14 protein-coding genes are annotated in these 17,080 nt (G+C 71.1%); 10 read left to right on the forward strand and 4 right to left on the reverse strand.

From position 1 onward, the window contains the following. The first annotated feature begins 42 nt into the window (after positions 1 to 42). Positions 43 to 771 (forward strand): alpha/beta fold hydrolase, encoded by a 729-nt coding sequence (locus AB0B33_RS37140; protein WP_360780775.1) that lies wholly within the window; start codon positions 43 to 45, stop codon positions 769 to 771. A gap of 241 nt (positions 772 to 1,012) precedes the next feature. Next, positions 1,013 to 4,258, forward strand: a complete 3,246-nt coding sequence (locus AB0B33_RS37145; RefSeq protein ID WP_360780777.1) for a tetratricopeptide repeat protein — start codon at positions 1,013 to 1,015, stop codon at positions 4,256 to 4,258. A gap of 85 nt (positions 4,259 to 4,343) precedes the next feature. Here the strand turns inward: AB0B33_RS37145 and AB0B33_RS37150 are convergent, their stop codons facing one another. Continuing rightward, positions 4,344 to 5,120: an L-histidine N(alpha)-methyltransferase gene (locus tag AB0B33_RS37150; RefSeq protein ID WP_360780780.1), complete on the reverse strand. Its 777-nt coding sequence runs from the start codon at positions 5,118 to 5,120 to the stop codon at positions 4,344 to 4,346. 28 nt (positions 5,121 to 5,148) lie between these two features. On the opposite strand from AB0B33_RS37150, the gene AB0B33_RS37155 reads away from it, so the two are divergent. From AB0B33_RS37155 to AB0B33_RS37165, 3 genes are all read left to right on the forward strand, one after another. Further along, the gene (locus tag AB0B33_RS37155; RefSeq protein ID WP_360780783.1) at positions 5,149 to 6,597 is read left to right on the forward strand and encodes a PLP-dependent aminotransferase family protein; all 1,449 of its coding nucleotides are present in this window, start codon (positions 5,149 to 5,151) and stop codon (positions 6,595 to 6,597) included. Positions 6,598 to 6,722: 125 nt separating this feature from the next. Then, positions 6,723 to 8,492: an MFS transporter gene (locus AB0B33_RS37160; RefSeq protein WP_360780786.1), complete on the forward strand. Its 1,770-nt coding sequence runs from the start codon at positions 6,723 to 6,725 to the stop codon at positions 8,490 to 8,492. Between the two features lie 73 nt (positions 8,493 to 8,565). Continuing rightward, positions 8,566 to 10,767 (forward strand): restriction endonuclease, encoded by a 2,202-nt coding sequence (locus AB0B33_RS37165; protein WP_360780789.1) that lies wholly within the window; start codon positions 8,566 to 8,568, stop codon positions 10,765 to 10,767. A gap of 1 nt (position 10,768) precedes the next feature. On the opposite strand, the gene AB0B33_RS37170 is transcribed toward AB0B33_RS37165, so the two are convergent. Then, on the reverse strand, positions 10,769 to 11,431 hold the full coding sequence (locus tag AB0B33_RS37170) for a peptidylprolyl isomerase (protein ID WP_360780793.1): 663 nt from the start codon (positions 11,429 to 11,431) through the stop codon (positions 10,769 to 10,771). Between the two features lie 25 nt (positions 11,432 to 11,456). Next, complete coding sequence (locus AB0B33_RS37175; protein ID WP_360780796.1) at positions 11,457 to 11,711, reverse strand: DUF2631 domain-containing protein; 255 nt, start codon at positions 11,709 to 11,711, stop codon at positions 11,457 to 11,459. Between the two features lie 94 nt (positions 11,712 to 11,805). Here AB0B33_RS37175 and dxr point away from each other — a divergent pair, with 94 nt between their 5' ends. The 3 genes from dxr (at position 11,806) to ispG (ending at position 15,497) form a co-directional block, all read left to right on the forward strand. After that, positions 11,806 to 13,008, forward strand: coding sequence for a 1-deoxy-D-xylulose-5-phosphate reductoisomerase (dxr, locus tag AB0B33_RS37180; RefSeq protein WP_360780799.1), 1,203 nt, complete (start codon positions 11,806 to 11,808; stop codon positions 13,006 to 13,008). Positions 13,009 to 13,010: 2 nt separating this feature from the next. Then, positions 13,011 to 14,231 (forward strand): site-2 protease family protein, encoded by a 1,221-nt coding sequence (locus AB0B33_RS37185; protein ID WP_360780802.1) that lies wholly within the window; start codon positions 13,011 to 13,013, stop codon positions 14,229 to 14,231. 132 nt (positions 14,232 to 14,363) lie between these two features. Continuing rightward, positions 14,364 to 15,497, forward strand: a complete 1,134-nt coding sequence (gene ispG, locus AB0B33_RS37190) for a flavodoxin-dependent (E)-4-hydroxy-3-methylbut-2-enyl-diphosphate synthase (RefSeq protein WP_247025242.1) — start codon at positions 14,364 to 14,366, stop codon at positions 15,495 to 15,497. Positions 15,498 to 15,516: 19 nt separating this feature from the next. Here the strand turns inward: ispG and AB0B33_RS37195 are convergent, their stop codons facing one another. Then, positions 15,517 to 15,771 (reverse strand): hypothetical protein, encoded by a 255-nt coding sequence (locus tag AB0B33_RS37195; protein ID WP_003057586.1) that lies wholly within the window; start codon positions 15,769 to 15,771, stop codon positions 15,517 to 15,519. Positions 15,772 to 15,854: 83 nt separating this feature from the next. Here AB0B33_RS37195 and AB0B33_RS37200 point away from each other — a divergent pair, with 83 nt between their 5' ends. Together AB0B33_RS37200 and AB0B33_RS37205 are read left to right on the forward strand one after the other, a co-directional pair. Next, complete coding sequence (locus AB0B33_RS37200) at positions 15,855 to 16,661, forward strand: AraC family transcriptional regulator (RefSeq protein WP_360780805.1); 807 nt, start codon at positions 15,855 to 15,857, stop codon at positions 16,659 to 16,661. After that, positions 16,658 to 17,050 carry a VOC family protein gene (locus AB0B33_RS37205; RefSeq protein WP_360780808.1) on the forward strand — a complete coding sequence of 131 codons (393 nt, stop codon included), beginning with the start codon at positions 16,658 to 16,660 and terminating at the stop codon, positions 17,048 to 17,050. Before AB0B33_RS37200 ends, AB0B33_RS37205 begins: the two co-directional genes overlap by 4 nt. Positions 17,051 to 17,080 lie beyond the last annotated feature (30 nt).

The following is a 17,080-nucleotide window of genomic DNA, read 5'->3' on the forward strand; positions in this document are numbered from 1 at the left end:
CGACCCTAGCCGCGCCCACCGACAATTTGGGAAGCTGCGCGGATGGACACCCTGAACATGCGCACCGGCGGCGAGGGCGAACCGGCCGTCCTCCTGCTGCACGGCCTCGGCGCGACCGGCGCGGTCTGGGCCCACTTCGCCCCGCCGCTCGCCCGGCGCGTCCTGGTGCCCGACCTGCCCGGCCACGGCCCGTCCGCGCCGCTGCCGCACTACAGCTTCGGGACGCTCACCGCCGCGGTCGCCCGCGCGCTGCCCGGCGCGGGCCCGTACGTCGTCGCCGGCCACTCGCTCGGCGGGGTGCTGGCGCTCGAACTGGCGTCCGGGAAGTACGACGTCGAGGTGGCCGGCGTGCTGGCGCTCGGGGTGAAGGTCGAGTGGAGCCAGGACGACCTCGGGCGCGCGGCGAGCTTCGCGGCCAAGCCGCCGCGGGTGTTCGAGACGCGGGTGGACGCCGAGCAGGCGTACCTGAAGGTGTCCGGGCTGCTCGGGATCGCGCCCGCGGACCCGGCCGGGCTTCGCGAGACCGAGGGAGGTTGGCGCCTCGCGATGGACCCGGCCGCGTTCGGCGTCGGCGCACCGGACATGCCGGCGCTGCTCGCCGCGGCGCGGTGCCCGGTCGTGCTGGCGGCGGGCGAGCACGACCCCATGTGCCGTCCCGGCCAGTTGCGTGCGCTGGACCCGGACGCGGTCACCCTCGCCGGCCTCGGGCACAACGCCCACGTCGAGGACCCAGCCGCCGTGCGCGCCCTGCTGGAGCGCTTCGGCGTCTGAAAGCCCGGGGTGCAGCCGTCGTACCCCACGCGACGGCTGCTCCGCGAACCCCTCGTCACCACCGGACGGGAGAAAGCTTAGGAACTCGTGGTGGACGAGCGTCTGTACTGCCGAGTCACGCCGCGGTCACGGTCGGTACCTGCGGAAACGGTTATCTTCGCCGTTCGGTGGTACAGGTGGGGAGGCACGATCGTGATGCTTGAGGGGTACGTTCCGCTCGGGTACGCGGGAGAGGACGCCTGTGGACGAAGGCCGGTCGTTCGCCGGGTGGCTCCGTGCGCGCCGCGTGCTCGCCGGGCTCACGCAGGCGCAGCTCGCCGAGCGCGCCGGGCTGAGCCTCCGCGCGGTGCGCAACGCCGAGCTCGGCAACGTCCGGCGGCCGCGCCCGGAGACCGAACGGCGGCTGCGGGAGGTGCTCGCCGAAGCCCCGCCCGAGCCGGTGCGGATCGGCGTGCTGGGCCCGCTGACGGTGTCGCGGGGTGACGAGCCGGTCGAGATCGGCGCGGAGAAGCAGCGGCTGATCCTCGCGCTGCTCGCCCTGCAGCCGAACCGGACCGTCCGGCGCGAGGACCTCGTCGACGTCGTCTGGGACGAGCCGCCGCCGTCGTGCCTGGACCTGCTCCACACCTACGTCGCCCGGCTGCGGCGGGCGCTGCGGCCCGCCGACCTCATCGCCACCGACAAGGGCGGCTACCGGCTCTCCGCCGGCGAAAGCGAGCTCGACCTGCTGGAGTTCGAGGCCCTCTTGGCGCGCGACGCCCCCGGCGAGGCCCTCGAACTCTGGCGCGGGCCGGCCCTCGCCGACGTCGAGCGCCTGCGCCAGCACCCCGCCCGCCTCGCGCTCGCGATGCGGCGCGCCAAGGCCGTGATGGCCTACGCCGGGGTCGCGGCCCCCGAGGACGCGGCGGTGCAGCTGCGGGTGCTGACCGCGGAGGAGCCGCTCAACGAGTCCGCGCACGCCCGGCTGGTGCTGGTGCTCGCCGAGTCCGGGCGGCAGGCCGCCGCGCTGGACGTCTTCGAGGAGATACGCCGGCGGCTCGCCGAGGAGCTGGGCATCGAGCCCGGCCCGGAGCTGCGCGCCGTCCACCGCCAGGTGCTGCGGCAGGACTTCGCCGGCCCCGAGCCCCCGGCCCGCGTCCCGGCGCAGCTGCCCGCCGACGTCCCCGGCTTCCGCGGCCGCGTCACCCAGCTGGCCGAGCTGGACTCGCTGCTGCGCCGCGAAGACGGCGACACCGGCGCGCGCATCGCCGTCCTCTCCGGTACCGGCGGGGTGGGCAAGACCGCGCTCGCCGTGCACTGGGCGCAGCGCTCGCCCGGCGAGTTCCCCGACGGGCAGCTCTACCTCGACCTGCACGGCTACGGCACGGTCCGGCCGGTGGAGCCGGGCGACGCGCTGTCCGGCTTCCTGCGCGCGCTCGGCGTCCCCGGCACCGACATCCCGACCGAGCCGGACGAGCGCGCGGCGAAGTTCCGCACCGCGCTCGCCGGCCGCCGGATGCTGCTGGTGCTGGACAACGCGGGCTCGGTGGCGCAGGTCCGCCCGCTGCTGCCCGGCTCGCCGACGTGCCTGGTGCTGGTGACCAGCCGGGACGCGCTGCCCGGACTGGTCGCCCGGCACGGCGCTCGCCGGGTGCTCGTCGACCTGCTCACCGACGCCGAAGCCCGTGACCTCCTGCGGGCGCTGCTCGGCCCGCGCGTCGACGAAGAACCCGAGGCCACCGCGGCGCTGATCGGGTACTCGGCCCGGCTGCCGCTGGCCCTGCGGCTGGTCGCCGAGCTGGCCCTCGGCCGGGAAGGGGAGCGGCTCGCCGCGCTGGTGGCGGAGCTGGCCGACGAACGGCGGCGGCTCGACCTGCTCGACGGCGGCGGCGACCCGCTGACCGCCGTCCGCGCGGTGTTCTCGTGGTCCTACCGGCACCTGCCCTCCGACGCCGCGCGCGTGTTCCGGCTCTGCGGCCTGCACCCGGGCCGCGACCTGACGCCGGTCACCATCGCCGCGCTCGCCGACGTCCCGCTGCCCGAGGCCGAGCGGCTGACCGGCGTGCTGGTGCGCGCCCACCTCGTGCAGCACACCGGCGACGACCGCGTCCAGCTGCACGACCTGCTGCGCGTCTACGCCGCCGAGCTCGCGGCCGCCGAGCCGGACGAGAGCCACGCGGCCCAGGAGCGGCTGTTCGACTGCTACGTCCGTTCCGCCGCCCAGGCCATGGACGTCGTCCTGCCGCAGGAACGGCACCTGCGGCCGGTCGTGCCCGACCCCGACGTCAAGGTGATCGAGGCGCAAGCCTGGCTGGAAGCCGAAAGGCGCAACCTGCTCGCCGTCGCCGCGCACGCCACCCGGCACGGCTGGGCCGACCACCTGCGCCTGCTGTCGGGGATCCTCTGGCACCACCTCGACGTCGGCGGCTACCACGAAGAAGCGCTGGTGCTGCACACGCACGCGTCCGCGCTGGCGCACGACGCCGGCGACCGCGCCGCCGAAGCCGAACCGCTGACCCTGATCGCGCTCGGCCACTGGCGCGTCGGCCGGTCGCGGGAAGCGCGGCGGTACCTGGAAGAAGCGCTCGTCCTCGTCCGCGAAACCGGCGACCGGCGCACCGAAATCCACGTCCTCAACACGCTCGGCCTGGTCTGCCGCGCGCTCGGCCGGTTCGCCGAGGCCATCACCTACTCGACGGAAGCGCTGGCGGTGGCCAGGAAGACGGGCGACCGCACCAGCGAAGGCCTGGTCCTGATCGTGCTCGGCTGCTCGTGCCGCGGCATCGGCCGGTACGCGGAAGCGGCCGGGTACCACCGGGAAGCCCTGGCGCTCGCGCGCGAAACCGCCGACCGCACCAGCGAGGGCTACGCGCTGGTGAACCTCGGTGACGCGTTGTCGGCGCAAGGCGACCACGACGAAGCCGCGCGCTCGCTGGCGGAAGGGCTCGAGCACTTCCGGGCCATGGGCGTGCGGGTGAGCGAGGGGTACGCGCTCGGCATCCTCGGCGACATCGAGCACGCGCGCGGCCGGTACGACGAAGCCGCGCAGCACCTCGAGCGGGCGATGGAAATCGCGCGCGAGACGGGCAGCCCGACCAACCGCGGGGTCGCCCTGAAGCACCTCGGCGACGTCCGGCTGGCGCAGGGGCGGCCCGGGGAAGCGGCCCGGCACCTGGAAGAAGCGCTGGGCCTGGCCCGGGAATGCGGCGACCGGGGCGTCGAATCGCGCGTGCTCAACAGCCTGGGCGCGGTGGCGGCGGCGCGGGGAGCGGCGTCGGACGCCCTCGACCACCACCGCGCCGCGCTCGCCGCGGCCAAGAAGACCGGGTGCGGTCCCGAACAGGGCCGTGCCCACTGCGGCCTCGGCGAAGTCCACTGTGGACTCGGCGACGCGGTGGCCGCGCGCGAGCACTGGGAACGTGCGCTGGCCTGCTACGCGGGGGAGTGCGTACCGGGCGCGATCCGCGTCCGCCACCACCTCGCCGCCTTGGACCGCACCCTCGGGTGACGGCGGTCGAGCGCGGCGAGGTCGTTTTCCAGCCGTTCGCGGTCGCGGTCGACGAAATCGGTGCTACCCGCGAGCCGCCGGGTGATCACGACGTCCTCGCGGTGGCCTTGAAGAACGTGTAGTGGAAGGTCCCGGTTTCGGTCCGCCGCAGGTCCGCGACACCGCGAGCCCAGCTCTCGGCGGTCGCCAGACCCCGGGCGACGGCGGTTTCGCCGACGCCTTCGACCATCGCGGTGAACGTGTCGCGGGTGAACCCGGTGACCAGCCCGGGCCGGGACGCGTCGACGTGGACGGTCCGCGGCTCGACCACGACGTCGTCGAAGCCGGCGCCGTCGAGCAGCGGGTACAGCCGCCGCCCGATCAGCGCGTCACCGCCGGCGTCGGCCTGGAGGCGGACGAGGCAGTCGATCGCGGCCTGGGCGGGCTCGCTGCGCGGGTGGAAGAACGCCGAGCCGTGGTCGCCCTCGATCACGGTGAGCGTGCCGCCGGGCCGCAGCAGGGTCTTCAGGTGGGTGAGGGCCTTCTCCGGCTCCGGCAGGTGTTCCAGCACGAAGCAGACGAAGAGGTGGTCGTACTCGCCGTCGAGGGCGAACAGGTCGGCCTGGCGGAAGTCGACGCCAGGGACCCGCGCGGCGGCCTGCCGCAGCGACGCTTCGGAGACGTCGACCGCGGTCAGGTGCGCGTCCGGGCTGCGGGCCGCGAGGTGGACGGTCTGGGCGCCGACGCCGCAGCCGACCTCGAGCACGCGGCTGCCGGCGGGGAACGCCGTGCCGTCGTGCAGGAGGGCGGCGAGGGTGTCGGCCTGGTCGCCGAGGCGGCGGGCTTCGGGAGCGGCGTACCCGTGCACGTAAGTGGTGTCCATGAGCCCAGCGTGCTGCGACAATGGTCCGGTGGACAGAGCCAAAGCAGGTCCTTCGGAGGGGTCCATAGGGTCGGATTTCCTCCAGCTCGACGTGCGCGAGGCCCCGCCGGGCGGCCTCGCGGACTGGCTGGCGGGCCGGCTGCGCGCCGCGATCGCCGACGGCAGGCTCCCGGTCGGCGGCCGGCTGCCCGCGTCCCGGGTGCTGGCGGCCGAGCTGCGCGTATCGCGCGGCGTCGTCACCGAGGCCTACCAGCGGCTCATCGACGACGGGCACGCCGCCGGGCGCGGCCGCGCGGGCACGGTCGTGGTCGCCGCGCCGGTGCTGCCGCCGGACCCCGCGCCCGCCCGGGTGCCGTCGAAGGTGATCACGCCGCTGCCCGGCGTCGAGGTCTTCGACGCGATCCGCGCGATCCCGGCCCGGCTCGACCTGACGCCCGGCGTCCCGGACCTGACGGCGTTCCCGCGCGCGGCGTGGCTGCGGGCCGAGCGGGCGGTGCTGGACGAGCTGGAGCCGTCCCACTTCGGCTACGGCGACCCGCGCGGCGCGCCGTCGATGCGGCGGGCGGTGTCGCACTGGCTGGCGCGCAACCGGGGCATCCGCGTCGACCCGGGCGAGATCATCGTGGTGGCCGGGGTCGCGCAGGCGCTGACGCTGCTGGGGGAGGTGCTGCGGCAGCACGGGATCTCGGAGATCGCGGTCGAGGACCCGGGCTCGCTGGGCGCGCGCCAGCACCTGCACCACTGCGGCCTGGCGACCCCGCCGGTCCCGGTGGACGACGACGGCGTCCGCGTGGCCGATCTGCGCGCGCCGGCGGTGCTGCTGACGCCCGCCCACCAGTTCCCGATGGGCGTGGTGCTGGGCGGCGAGCGCCGCCGCGAGCTGATGCGCTGGGTGGCCGGCGGCGGGATCGTGGTGGAGGACGACTACGACGCCGAGCACCGCTACGACCGCTCGCCGGTGCCCGCGGTGCGGTCGATGCTGCCGGAGGTCTGCTACACGGGGAGCGTGTCGAAGCTGCTGGCGCCCGCGCTGCGGGTGGGCTGGCTGCTGGCGCCGCCCCGGTTCCGCGACGACCTGGTGGCGGCGAAGCGGTTCGCGGACCTGGGCAACGCGGTGCTGGCCCAGCTGGTGCTGGCCCGGCTGATGGAGACGGGCGAGCTGGAGCGGCAGCTGCGCGTGGTGCGGGCCCGCCACCGGCGTCGCCGGGACGCGATGATCCGGGCCTTGGCGACGTCGATGCCGGCCGCGCGGGTCCACGGCGCGGCAGCCGGTCTGCACCTGACGATCACGTTCGACGGCGAGGTCGACGACGTCGCGGTGGCGGCGGCCGCGCTGGCGGAGGGGGTGAAGGTCCAGCCGCTGTCCTGGCACCGCCAGCGGCCGGGCCGCCCCGGCCTGGTGCTGGGCTACGCGGCCCGGACGGCGACGGAGATCGAGGAGGGCGTCGCGCTGCTGGGCCGGCTGGTCCCTCGGTAAAGGATCCACAAAGGACAGTCAACCCATTGTGATCATGCTCTCCCAAGTGTTTCGCGTACTTGGTTGCCATACGCAAGCAACTTGCTTAGCCTAGCTAAGGGACTTGCCAGCAGAAGGGTTGCACAGTGGCGGAACGCCGGACGTATTCGATCGCGGAACTGGGGCCGCGGTACAAGTGGATCGCGCTGTCCAACACGACGCTGGGCATGCTGATCGCCACGATCAACTCCTCGATCGTGCTGATCGCGCTCCCCGACATCTTCAAGGGCATCGGGATCAACCCCCTCGAGCCGGCCAACACCAGCTACCTGCTGTGGATGATCATGGGCTTCCTCGTGGTCACCGCGGTGCTGGTGGTGAGCTTCGGGCGGCTCGGCGACATGTACGGCCGCGCGAGGATGTACAACCTCGGCTTCGCCGTCTTCACCGTTTCTTCCGTCATGCTGGCCGTCACCTGGTTCGGCGGTGACGCGGCCGCGCTGTGGCTGATCGGCTGGCGGATCGTGCAGGGCGTCGGCGGCGCCTTCCTGATGGCGAACTCCTCGGCGATCCTCACCGACGCCTTCCCGGCCAACCAGCGCGGCCTCGCGCTGGGCATGAACGGCGTGGCGGCCATCGCGGGCTCGTTCCTCGGCCTGGTCGTCGGCGGCGTCCTCGCGCCGGTCGACTGGAACCTGATCTTCCTCGTCTCGGTGCCGTTCGGCGTGATCGGCACGATCTGGGCGTACCTCAAGCTGCACGACACCGGCATCCGCAAGCACGCGCGGATGGACTGGTGGGGCAACATCACCTTCGCCGTCGGCCTGATCGCGGTGCTGGTCGGCATCACCTACGGCATCCAGCCCTACGGCACGTCGCAGACCGGCTGGACCAGCCCGATGGTGCTCTCGTGCCTGATCGGCGGCGTCGCGGTGCTGGTCGCGTTCGTGATCATCGAGATGAAGGTGCCCAACCCGCTGTTCCGGCTGTCGCTGTTCAGGATCCGCTCGTTCACCTGGGGCAACATCGCGAACCTGACGGCGTCGCTCGGCCGTGGCGGGCTGCAGTTCATCCTGATCATCTGGCTGCAGGGCATCTGGCTCCCGCAGCACGGCTACACGTTCGAGCAGACGCCGTTGTGGGCGGGCATCTACATGCTCCCGATGACGGTCGGCTTCCTGCTGGCCGCCCCGACGTCGGGCATCCTCGCCGACCGCATCGGCAGCCGCCTGCTGGCGTCCAGCGGCCTGCTGATCACGGCGATCACGTTCCTGCTGCTGATCATCCTGCCGGTGAACTTCGACTACTGGGCGTTCGCGGCGATCCTGCTGGTCAACGGCATCGGCATGGGCATGTTCTCGTCACCCAACCGCGCCGAGGTGATGAACAGCCTCCCGGCCGACGCGCGCGGCTCCGGCGCGGGCATGATGACGACCTTCCAGAACGCGGCGATGGTCCTGTCGATCGGCTTCTTCTTCAGCCTGATCATCTCGGGCCTGTCGAGCAGCCTCCCGTCGACGATGCACGACGGCTTGGTCTCCCACGGCGTCCCCGAGGCAGCGGCGGCCCAGGTGGCCAACCTCCCGGCGGTGGCGGTGCTGTTCGCGGCGTTCCTGGGCTACAACCCGATCCAGCAGCTCCTGGGCAGCCAGCTGTCGTCCCTGCCCCCGGACCAGGCGTCGTTCCTGACCGGCCGCAGCTTCTTCCCGAACCTGATCTCGGGCCCGTTCCAGTCCGGCCTGGCGGTGGCGTTCGGCTTCGCGATCGTGGTCTGCCTGATCGGCGCGGTGGCGTCGTTGCTGACGAAGGACGCCCGCCCGAAGGACCGCGAGTCGGTGGGCGAGGAGCTGGCGGCGGTCGCCGGGGAGGCCGGTGGCGGGCCGAGCGAATTGGTGTCGCCTTCGCGCGAACGTTAGAAGGCAGTTCCGAAAGCCGGGTGCCCGCGGTACCCGGCTTTCGGCGTCCTGGGGACGAGGGCACACTCGACGGATGGACAGCTTCGACCTCGGGCGGCTCAGTGATTTCGACTTCGAGGTGCTGTGTCGTGATCTTTTCGAGCAGCTGACCGGCCTGCCGTTCGAGATTTTCGCTCGCGGACGCGACCAGGGCATCGACTTGAGGCACGTGGCCGAAGACGGCACGTTGACCGTCGTGCAGTGCAAGCACTGGCCCCGCGGAAACCGAGCCCGGCTGATCAGGACGATGGTCGAGGACGAGCGTGAGAAGATCGCGGCTCTCGCGCCGCACAGGTACCTGCTGGCGACCAGCGTCGAACTCACCGTCGAGGCGAAGGACAAGCTGGTGGCTGGCCTGGCGCCGCACGTCGCCGGGGCCGGCGACATCTATGGCGTGGACCAGATCGTGGCGGAACTCCGTCAACGCCCGGAGATCGTCGAACGCCATTTTCGCCTTTGGCTCAGCGGAACAGCGGTGCTGCAAGCACTCCTGCGCAAGGAGAGTCTGCTGCGATCGGGAGATCTGCTCGTGGACATCGAGGGGTGCTCCCGGACATTCGTTCAGACGCCCGCTTTTTCGCAGGCGCGCCGGCTCCTCGACGAGCGATCGGTTTGCATCGTCGCAGGAGCCCCCGGGATCGGCAAAACCACGATCGCCAAGATGCTGGCGGCGGGGTACTGCCACGAGGGCTATGAGATCGTCGAGATCTCGCAAGACGTCGACGAGATCAATGCCGCTTGGCGCACCGATGTGCCTCAGTTCTTCTACTACAATGACTTCCTGGGGCGGAGCACCCTCGGCGACAAGCTGGGCAAGAACGAGGACAACAGGCTGCTGAGGGTCTTCGAGCGTGTGCGGCGGACGCCGGGAAAGCGCGTGGTCCTGACGACTCGCGACTACCTCCTCCGGCAAGCCGAGCGGATCCACGGCGCACTGGAGGAGGCCGATCTTTCACCGCTGACCTATTTCGTCAGTTCAGCCTACTTCGATCCGGGGGTGAAGGCCGAAATTCTGTACAGCCTCGTCTACCATTCGGAAATCCCCGAGGGGGAGAAACGCCGGTTCGGTGAGTCGGATGCCTGGTATTTGCTGGTTTACGGCCCACATTTCAACCCCCGGATCGCTGAGCGCACGCTCGGTCTGAGCGGCTTTGCCGGGGTGCCGAGTGTCCGGGTCCCGGAACAGATGATGGCGAACTTCGACGAGCCAGAACTGGTGTGGGGACGTGTCGTCGAAAACGAGTTGGACGACTCCTGTGTGCAGGTTCTCGAACTGCTGGCGGTGCTGGACCTTCATTCGGGTACTTATATCGACGAACTCGAGAAGGTCTGGATCAGGTATCGCCGATGCCTAGGGTTTCGGGCTGATCCACAAGGTTTTCACCGTGCCGTCAAGGTGCTCAACGGTTCGCTGCTTCTCATCCGAACTCATCTCGACGGACGGTCGACTGTGGGGTTGCACAACCCGTCTGTCGCGGAATACCTGCAAGGTCGGTTGCACCGCGGGAGGTGTGACGTCGGCGTGCTGATTTGCATCCTCGAGGTTCCGGAACACCTGGCGAAGCTCTTCTACATCGGGGCAGACGTGCGTGACGGCCTGGTCATGAAGAAGCTGCGCGAGCACGAGCGAAAGTTCTCGGCGGCCATTCTCGCCGAGATCGTCGATCCGTGCCCGCTGGGGAACGACGAACACCTCTGTCCGAGCACGGCCGAATTGGGTACGTCCGGCCTGATGAGCCATGTATCCAGTGTGCTGGCGTACTCGATGGATTTGCACTCCCCGCGGCTCGCCGAACACGCGGTGAAAGACCTGGCCTCAGTCGAGCGTTTCCGGCCAGGGGTGGCCGGTGATTTTATGGACTTGGCCGACCTGCTGGACTACGTCCGGCACTGCCCGTACATTTCGGAGGATCTCGCCACAGAGTTCACGGTCTTCGTCGTCTGCTGCGCGCGTGAGCTGATCGATGAGTTCCTCGCTGGCGAATCAGAGCAGCAGGATTGGACCGAGTTGTCCTGGGCGTTGAAAGTGGTCGAACGTTACTCGCCGGATGATCTTTCTGAGGGGTACTCGCGAGCCAGAGCCGTTCTCAAGGCAAACTCGGAAAGCGACGCCAAGTTCTCCGACCTCGATTCGGTCGCGACCCCGCAGGCGACCCAACCGGAACAAGCAGCGCCGAGCGTTCCAGCGGTCGTGGAGCAGTTGCGGATTCTGCTGGCGACCGCCGAGGGCGAATGACCTACCAGCCCACCGAAGCCCGCTGGATCTTCACCGGATGAGCCGGTGCCCCGTCCAGCGGCCCGTCCGGGGCGGTCGGGATGATCCCGTCCTTCACCATGTGATCGATCGCCGACATCCCGCGCACCACCGTCCCCAGCACCGAATAGTTCGCCGGGATGTTCGCGAACGAATGCACGATGAAGAACTCCGACCCGTTGGTCCCCGGCCCCTGGTTCCCCATCGCGACCGTCCCCCGCGGGTAGGTCTCGGCACCCGAAACCTCGTCCGGGAACTTGTACCCCGGCCCGCCCTTCTCGACCTCGTAGATGTCCCCGCACTGCAGGACACCCAACCGGGAGGAGTTCGACAGCCGCCAGCACTGGGACCGGTCGTAGAACCGCTGCGCGATCAGCGAAACCATGTTGTGCACTGCGCACGGCGCCGCCCCCGCACGGTTCAACCGCACCGTCACCGGGCCGTAGTTGAAGCGGAACGTCACGTCCACGGTCCCGCGCGTCAGTGCGAACGGCAGCGGACGGACCACGGGACGCGCGGCCGGGTTCGAAGGGGTCGGGGTGAACTCGCACCGGACCACCGGCGAAAAAGCAGCCGAAGCGGGAACGGCGGGCACCAGCAACGCACTCAAGACACCGACGAGAGCCAGACCCCAGCGCAGCTTCATGCCGGGGACGTTAGTCCTTCACGGACTACTTGCGCCAGGCCGTGCGGCGCTTGCGGATGTCCAGCACGAGCAGCAGGATCAGGAACAGTGCGAGGCCGACGAGCCACACGTTCTCGGTGTTGTTCTCGTGGTTGCCCTTGATCATCACCAGCAGGATGATCGCGCTGACCCAGCCGGCGATCCGGGTGCCCTTCGGGAACGATCCGTGCCAGCCCCAGGCCGCGGACGGCTCGTCGCGGGGGTCGACCTCGGGCCGCTTCTCGACCGCCTTGCCTGCCACGATGAACTCCTCAAGACCCGTGAACCACGTACGCGCCGATGATCCCACACCTCCGGGTGCGCCGCGGACACGGGCCGCGCGACAATGGCCCGCGATGACTACCTCGCGAAGCGTTCTCGTGCTCGGCTCGACCGGGTCCATCGGTGTGCAGGCCCTCGACGTCGCGGCCCGCAACCCGCACCTGTTCCGGGTGGCCGGGATCGCCGCGGGTGGGGCGGATCCGGCCGCGCTCGCCGCGCAAGCGCTCGCCCACGGGGTCGAGGCCGTCGCCGTGACCAAGGCCACCGCCGCCGAAGACGTGCAGCTCGCGCTGTACGCCGAAGCGCAGCAGCGGGGCTACTCCCGGGGCGAGTTCAAGCTGCCGCGGCTCTTCGCGGGCTCCGACGCCGTCACCGAGCTGATCGATGCCGTCGAGGTCGACACCGTCCTCAACGCCCTGCCCGGCTCCCGCGGCCTCGAGCCCACGCTCAAAGCGCTCGCCACCGGCGCCACCCTCGCGCTCGCGAACAAGGAGTCGCTGATCGCCGGCGGGCCGCTGGTGCTCGCCGCGGCCAAGCCCGGGCAGCTGGTGCCCGTCGACTCCGAGCACTCCGCCATCGCCCAGGCCCTGCGCGCCGGGCGCAAGGAAGAGGTCGCGCGGCTCGTGCTCACCGCGTCCGGCGGTCCCTTCCGCGGCCGCAAGCGCGCCGAGCTGGCCGGGGTCACCGTCGAGCAGGCGATGGCGCACCCGACCTGGTCCATGGGCCCGCTCATCACGATCAACTCCGCCACCCTGGTCAACAAGGGCCTGGAGCTGATCGAGGCGGCCCTGCTGTTCGGCATCGAGCCGGCGCGGATCGACGTCACCGTGCACCCGCAGTCGATCGTGCACTCGATGGTGACCTTCGCCGACGGCTCGACGATCGCCCAGGCCAGCCCGCCCGACATGCGGCTGCCGATCGCGCTCGCCCTGCACTGGCCCGACCGCGTTCCCGCCGCCGCACCGGCCTGCACCTGGGACAAGGCCGCGACCTGGACGTTCGAGCCGCTCGACGACGAGGCCTTCCCGGCCGTCGAGCTGGCCCGGCACTGCGGCACCGTGGGCGGCTGCCTGCCCGCCGTCTACAACGCCGCGAACGAGGAGCTCGTGTCCGCTTTCCTGGCGCAGAACACCAGCTTCACGTCGATAGTGGACACTGTTTCCGAGGTGGTGGGAGCCGCCGACGAGTGGCGTCGCGAACCGCGCGACGTCGACGACGTTCTCGCCGCCGAGCGCTGGGCTCGCGCGCGGGCCGGTTCGATCATCGAGGGGAAGTAGCGGTGTCCTACATCATCGGCGTGGTGCTGTTCGCGCTGGGGATCTGCATCTCGGTCGCGCTGCACGAGGCCGGGCACATGGTCACCGCGAAGGCCTTCGGCATGAAGGTCCGCCGGTACTTCGTGGGCTTCGGGCCGACGGTGTTCTCCTGGCGTCGCGGCGAGACCGAGTACGGCCTCAAGTGGATCCCGCTGGGCGGGTTCTGCGACATCGCCGGCATGACCGCGCTCGACGAGGTGACGCCGGACGAGGCGCCGCGCGCGATGTGGCGGTTCAAGACCTGGAAGCGCACCGTCGTGATGTCGGCGGGGTCGATCACCCACTTCATCCTGGGCTTCGTGGTGCTCTACCTGATGGCCGTGACGATGGGCCTGCCGAATCTCACGCCGCCCCCGGCGGTGCTGTCGGCCACGTCGTGCGCCCAGTCGATCACGACGGAAGAGCAGGCCAAGGCGCAGGCGCAGAACCCCACCTGCGCCGCGGACGCGCTCACCCCGGCCAGGACGGCCGGGCTCCTGGCGGGTGACAAGATCCTGTCGGTCGGCGGGAAGCCGATCGCGAGCTGGGACGAGATGCTCACCGCGGTCCAGGCCACCAGCGGCCCGACCGCGTTCGAGGTGCAGCGCGGTGAGCAGCGGCTTTCGCTCACCGTCGACGTGCCGAAGGTGCAGCGCTGGACCGCCGAAGGCGTCAAAGAGGTCGGCATGATCGGTGCTTCGCCGCAGAAGTCCTCGGCGACCACGCAGTACGGCCCGGTCGCCGCGGTCGGCGCCACGTTCAGCTTCACCGGCACGATGTTCGCCGAGACGGCGCAGCGGCTCGTCGAGTTCCCGGAGCGCATCCCCGCCGTGGTCACCGCGATCTTCGGCGGCGAGCGCGACCCGAACACCCCGGTCAGCGTCGTCGGCGCGAGCCGGATCGGCGGCGAGGCCGTCGAGCGGGGCATCTGGGTGCTGTTCTTCTTCCTGCTGGCCAGCCTGAACTTCTTCATCGGGGTGTTCAACCTGCTGCCGCTGCTGCCGCTCGACGGCGGGCACATCGCGGTGGTCTGGTACGAGCGCGTCCGCGACTGGATCCGCGCCCGGCGCGGCAAGACGGCGGGCGGCCCGGTCGACTACACGCGGTTGTCCGGGATCACCATGGTCCTCGTGCTCATCGGCGGCGCGGTGACGCTACTCACGGTGACGGCGGACATCGTCAACCCGATTCGAATCGGGCAGTAGCCGCCACGGAGGGGTTCCGGCCCCTCCCTGGCGGGTCGCACAGGCCGTAATGCTGCTCACCGTGACGGTTGACATGGTGAAGGTGGCCCGGTCGGGGTAGGTACGCTGGAAAGCGTGACCGTCGCACTCGGTATGCCCGCCCTGCCCCCGCCCGTCCTCTCCGAGCGCCGCAAGACCCGCCAGCTCCAGGTGGGCGCGGTCGGCGTCGGCAGCGACTTCCCGATCTCCGTCCAGTCGATGACGACGACGCTCACCTCCGACGTCAACGCCACCCTGCAGCAGATCGCCGAGCTGACCGCCGCGGGCTGCGACATCGTCCGCGTCGCGTGCCCGTCGGCCGACGACGCCGAGGCGCTGCCCGCGATCGCGAAGAAGTCGCAGATCCCGGTGATCGCCGACATCCACTTCCAGCCGAAGTACGTCTTCGCGGCGATCGAGGCCGGCTGCGCGGCCGTGCGCGTGAACCCGGGCAACATCCGGAAGTTCGACGACCAGGTCAAGGAGATCGCGCAGGCCGCGAAGGACCACGGCACGCCGATCCGGATCGGCGTCAACGCCGGCTCGCTCGACAAGCGGATCATGGACAAGTACGGCAAGGCGACGCCGGAAGCGCTGGCCGAGTCGGCGCTCTGGGAGGCGTCGCTGTTCGCCGAGCACGACTTCCACGACATCAAGATCTCGGTGAAGCACAACGACCCGGTGGTCATGGTGCGCGCCTACGAGCTGCTGGCCGAGCAGTGCGACTACCCGCTGCACCTCGGCGTCACCGAGGCCGGCCCGGCGTTCCAGGGCACCATCAAGTCGGCCGTCGCGTTCGGCGCGCTGCTGCGCCAGGGCATCGGCGACACCATCCGCGTCTCGCTGTCCGCGCCGCCGGTCGAAGAGGTCAAGGTCGGCATCCAGATCCTGCAGTCGCTGAACCTCAAGCAGCGCAAGCTGGAGATCGTGTCCTGCCCGTCGTGCGGGCGCGCGCAGGTCGACGTCTACACGCTCGCCGAGCAGGTCACGGCCGGGCTCGAGGGCATGGAGATCCCGCTGCGCGTGGCCGTCATGGGCTGCGTCGTCAACGGCCCGGGCGAGGCCCGCGAGGCCGACCTGGGCGTCGCGTCCGGCAACGGCAAGGGCCAGATCTTCGTCAAGGGCGAGGTCATCAAGACCGTGCCCGAGCACGCCATCGTCGAGACGCTGATCGAAGAGGCCATGCGCATCGCCGAGGAGGCCGGGGAGTCCCTCGGCCAGGGCGAGCCCGTGGTCACCGCCGGCTGAGTCTGGCCTGGGGGGAGCGTCAGCCCTGCAGGTGGTGCTGAGCGGCGTCCCGGATCTGCAGGCGGACGTTCTCGAGCGCGGCCGCCACCTCGTCGATCTGCTGCGAAGCGAGCTGGATGGCGCCCTGGATCGCGGTCGCGGTGGACGTCTCCCCGAGCAGGCCGAGCACCTGGGCCTGCAGGTCTTCGAGGTCGCTCTTGGTCGCGAGTGCGATGCCGGTCGGCACCTGGTCGGCGAGCAGCTCCAGCTGCTGCGCCTGCTCCTGGATCGTCATCGGTGGTTCCTTCCGCGGTGGGGGACGCACCCTCCGTGTTAGCAGAACCGGAACTGTCGGTGGTGACGTTTACGCTGGCATTCGTGACCGTGACCTGGGCTGTTCACGAGCCGCACCCCGTGGTGCGGCCCCTGGTCACGCGCTATGTCGGGTACCGGCAGGACGAGGTGACGCTGCCGGTCCACCGCGGCCTGCCGTCCCGGCACGTGACGTTGGTCATCAGCCTCGCCGGGCCGGTCCGGATGGCCGGGCACAGCCTGCGGGCGCTGATCGGCGGGCTGCACACGAACGCGGTCCTGATCCGGCAGGACCGCGTGCAGGAGGGCCTGCAGCTGGAGCTCGACCCGCTGGGCGTGCGCACGCTCTTCGGCGTCACGGCGGCGGAGCTGAGCGGCGAGGTGGCCGACCTCGCCGGCTTCGGCCTCGGCTCGCTGCCGGACCGGCTGCGGGAGCTGCCGACCTGGCCGCAGCGGTTCGCGCTGCTCGACGACGTCCTGGCCGCCCGGGCCGTCGAGCCGGTGGCGCCGCCGCCCGAGCTGGGGGAGGCGTGGCGCCGGCTGCGGGGTTCCGACGGGCGGGTGCGCGTCGGCGACCTCGCCGGTGAGGTCGGCTGGAGCCGCCGTCACCTGGGCGAGCGGTTCCGCGCGGAGCTGGGCCTGGCGCCGAAGCAGGCGGCGCGGGTCCTGCGGTTCGAGCGGGCCGGGCGGCTGCTGCGCCGGGGCCGCACGGACCTGGCCGCGCTGGCGGTGGAGTGCGGCTACTACGACCAGGCGCACCTGAGCAACGAGTGGCGCGCGCTGGCCGGGTGCACCCCGGGCACGTGGATCGCCGAGGAGCTCCCGTTCCTCCAAGACCAGGAGGGGGCCGCCGGGCAAGACTCGCGAGCATGACTCCTGAACCGAACGTCTGGCCCGCTCTCCGGTACGACGACGCCCCGGCCGCGGTCCGGTTCCTCGTCGACATCCTGGGCTTCACCGAGGCACTGGTGGTGCCCGAAGGCGACCTGATCGCGCACGCCGAACTGCGCTGGCCCGAGGGTGGCGCGGTGATGCTGGGCAGCGTCCGCGGCCCGGACGGCGTCCACGACGCGATGAAGCCGGGCACGGGCGCGATCTACGTCGTCTCGGACGAGGTGGACGAGATCCACACGCGGGTACGGGCCGCCGGCGCGGAGATCACGGCCGCCCTGACCGACACCGAGTACGGCTCGCACACGTTCAGCCTCCGCGACCCGGAGGGCAACTCCTGGACGATCGGCACCTACCGCGGCGCGGCCTGAAGCTCGTGAACGACTCGTTCACGCCGCCAG

Origin of the sequence: Amycolatopsis sp. NPDC049159 (genome assembly GCF_040648295.1) — a bacterium.
GTDB classification, from domain to species: Bacteria; Actinomycetota; Actinomycetes; order Mycobacteriales; family Pseudonocardiaceae; genus Amycolatopsis; species Amycolatopsis pretoriensis_A.

Bases quoted from the DNA above. Each gene is read 5' to 3' on its own strand.
- AB0B33_RS37170 (WP_360780793.1), bottom strand. From the start codon at position 11,431: ATGAAGCTGCGCTGGGGTCTGGCTCTCGTCGGTGTCTTGAGTGCGTTG.
- AB0B33_RS37205 (WP_360780808.1), top strand. From the start codon at position 16,658: ATGACTCCTGAACCGAACGTCTGGCCCGCTCTCCGGTACGACGACGCC.
- ispG (WP_247025242.1), top strand. From the start codon at position 14,364: ATGCCCGCCCTGCCCCCGCCCGTCCTCTCCGAGCGCCGCAAGACCCGC.
- AB0B33_RS37165 (WP_360780789.1), top strand. From the start codon at position 8,566: ATGGACAGCTTCGACCTCGGGCGGCTCAGTGATTTCGACTTCGAGGTG.
- AB0B33_RS37140 (WP_360780775.1), top strand. From the start codon at position 43: ATGGACACCCTGAACATGCGCACCGGCGGCGAGGGCGAACCGGCCGTC.
- AB0B33_RS37195 (WP_003057586.1), bottom strand. From the start codon at position 15,771: ATGACGATCCAGGAGCAGGCGCAGCAGCTGGAGCTGCTCGCCGACCAG.
- AB0B33_RS37150 (WP_360780780.1), bottom strand. From the start codon at position 5,120: ATGGACACCACTTACGTGCACGGGTACGCCGCTCCCGAAGCCCGCCGC.
- dxr (WP_360780799.1), top strand. From the start codon at position 11,806: ATGACTACCTCGCGAAGCGTTCTCGTGCTCGGCTCGACCGGGTCCATC.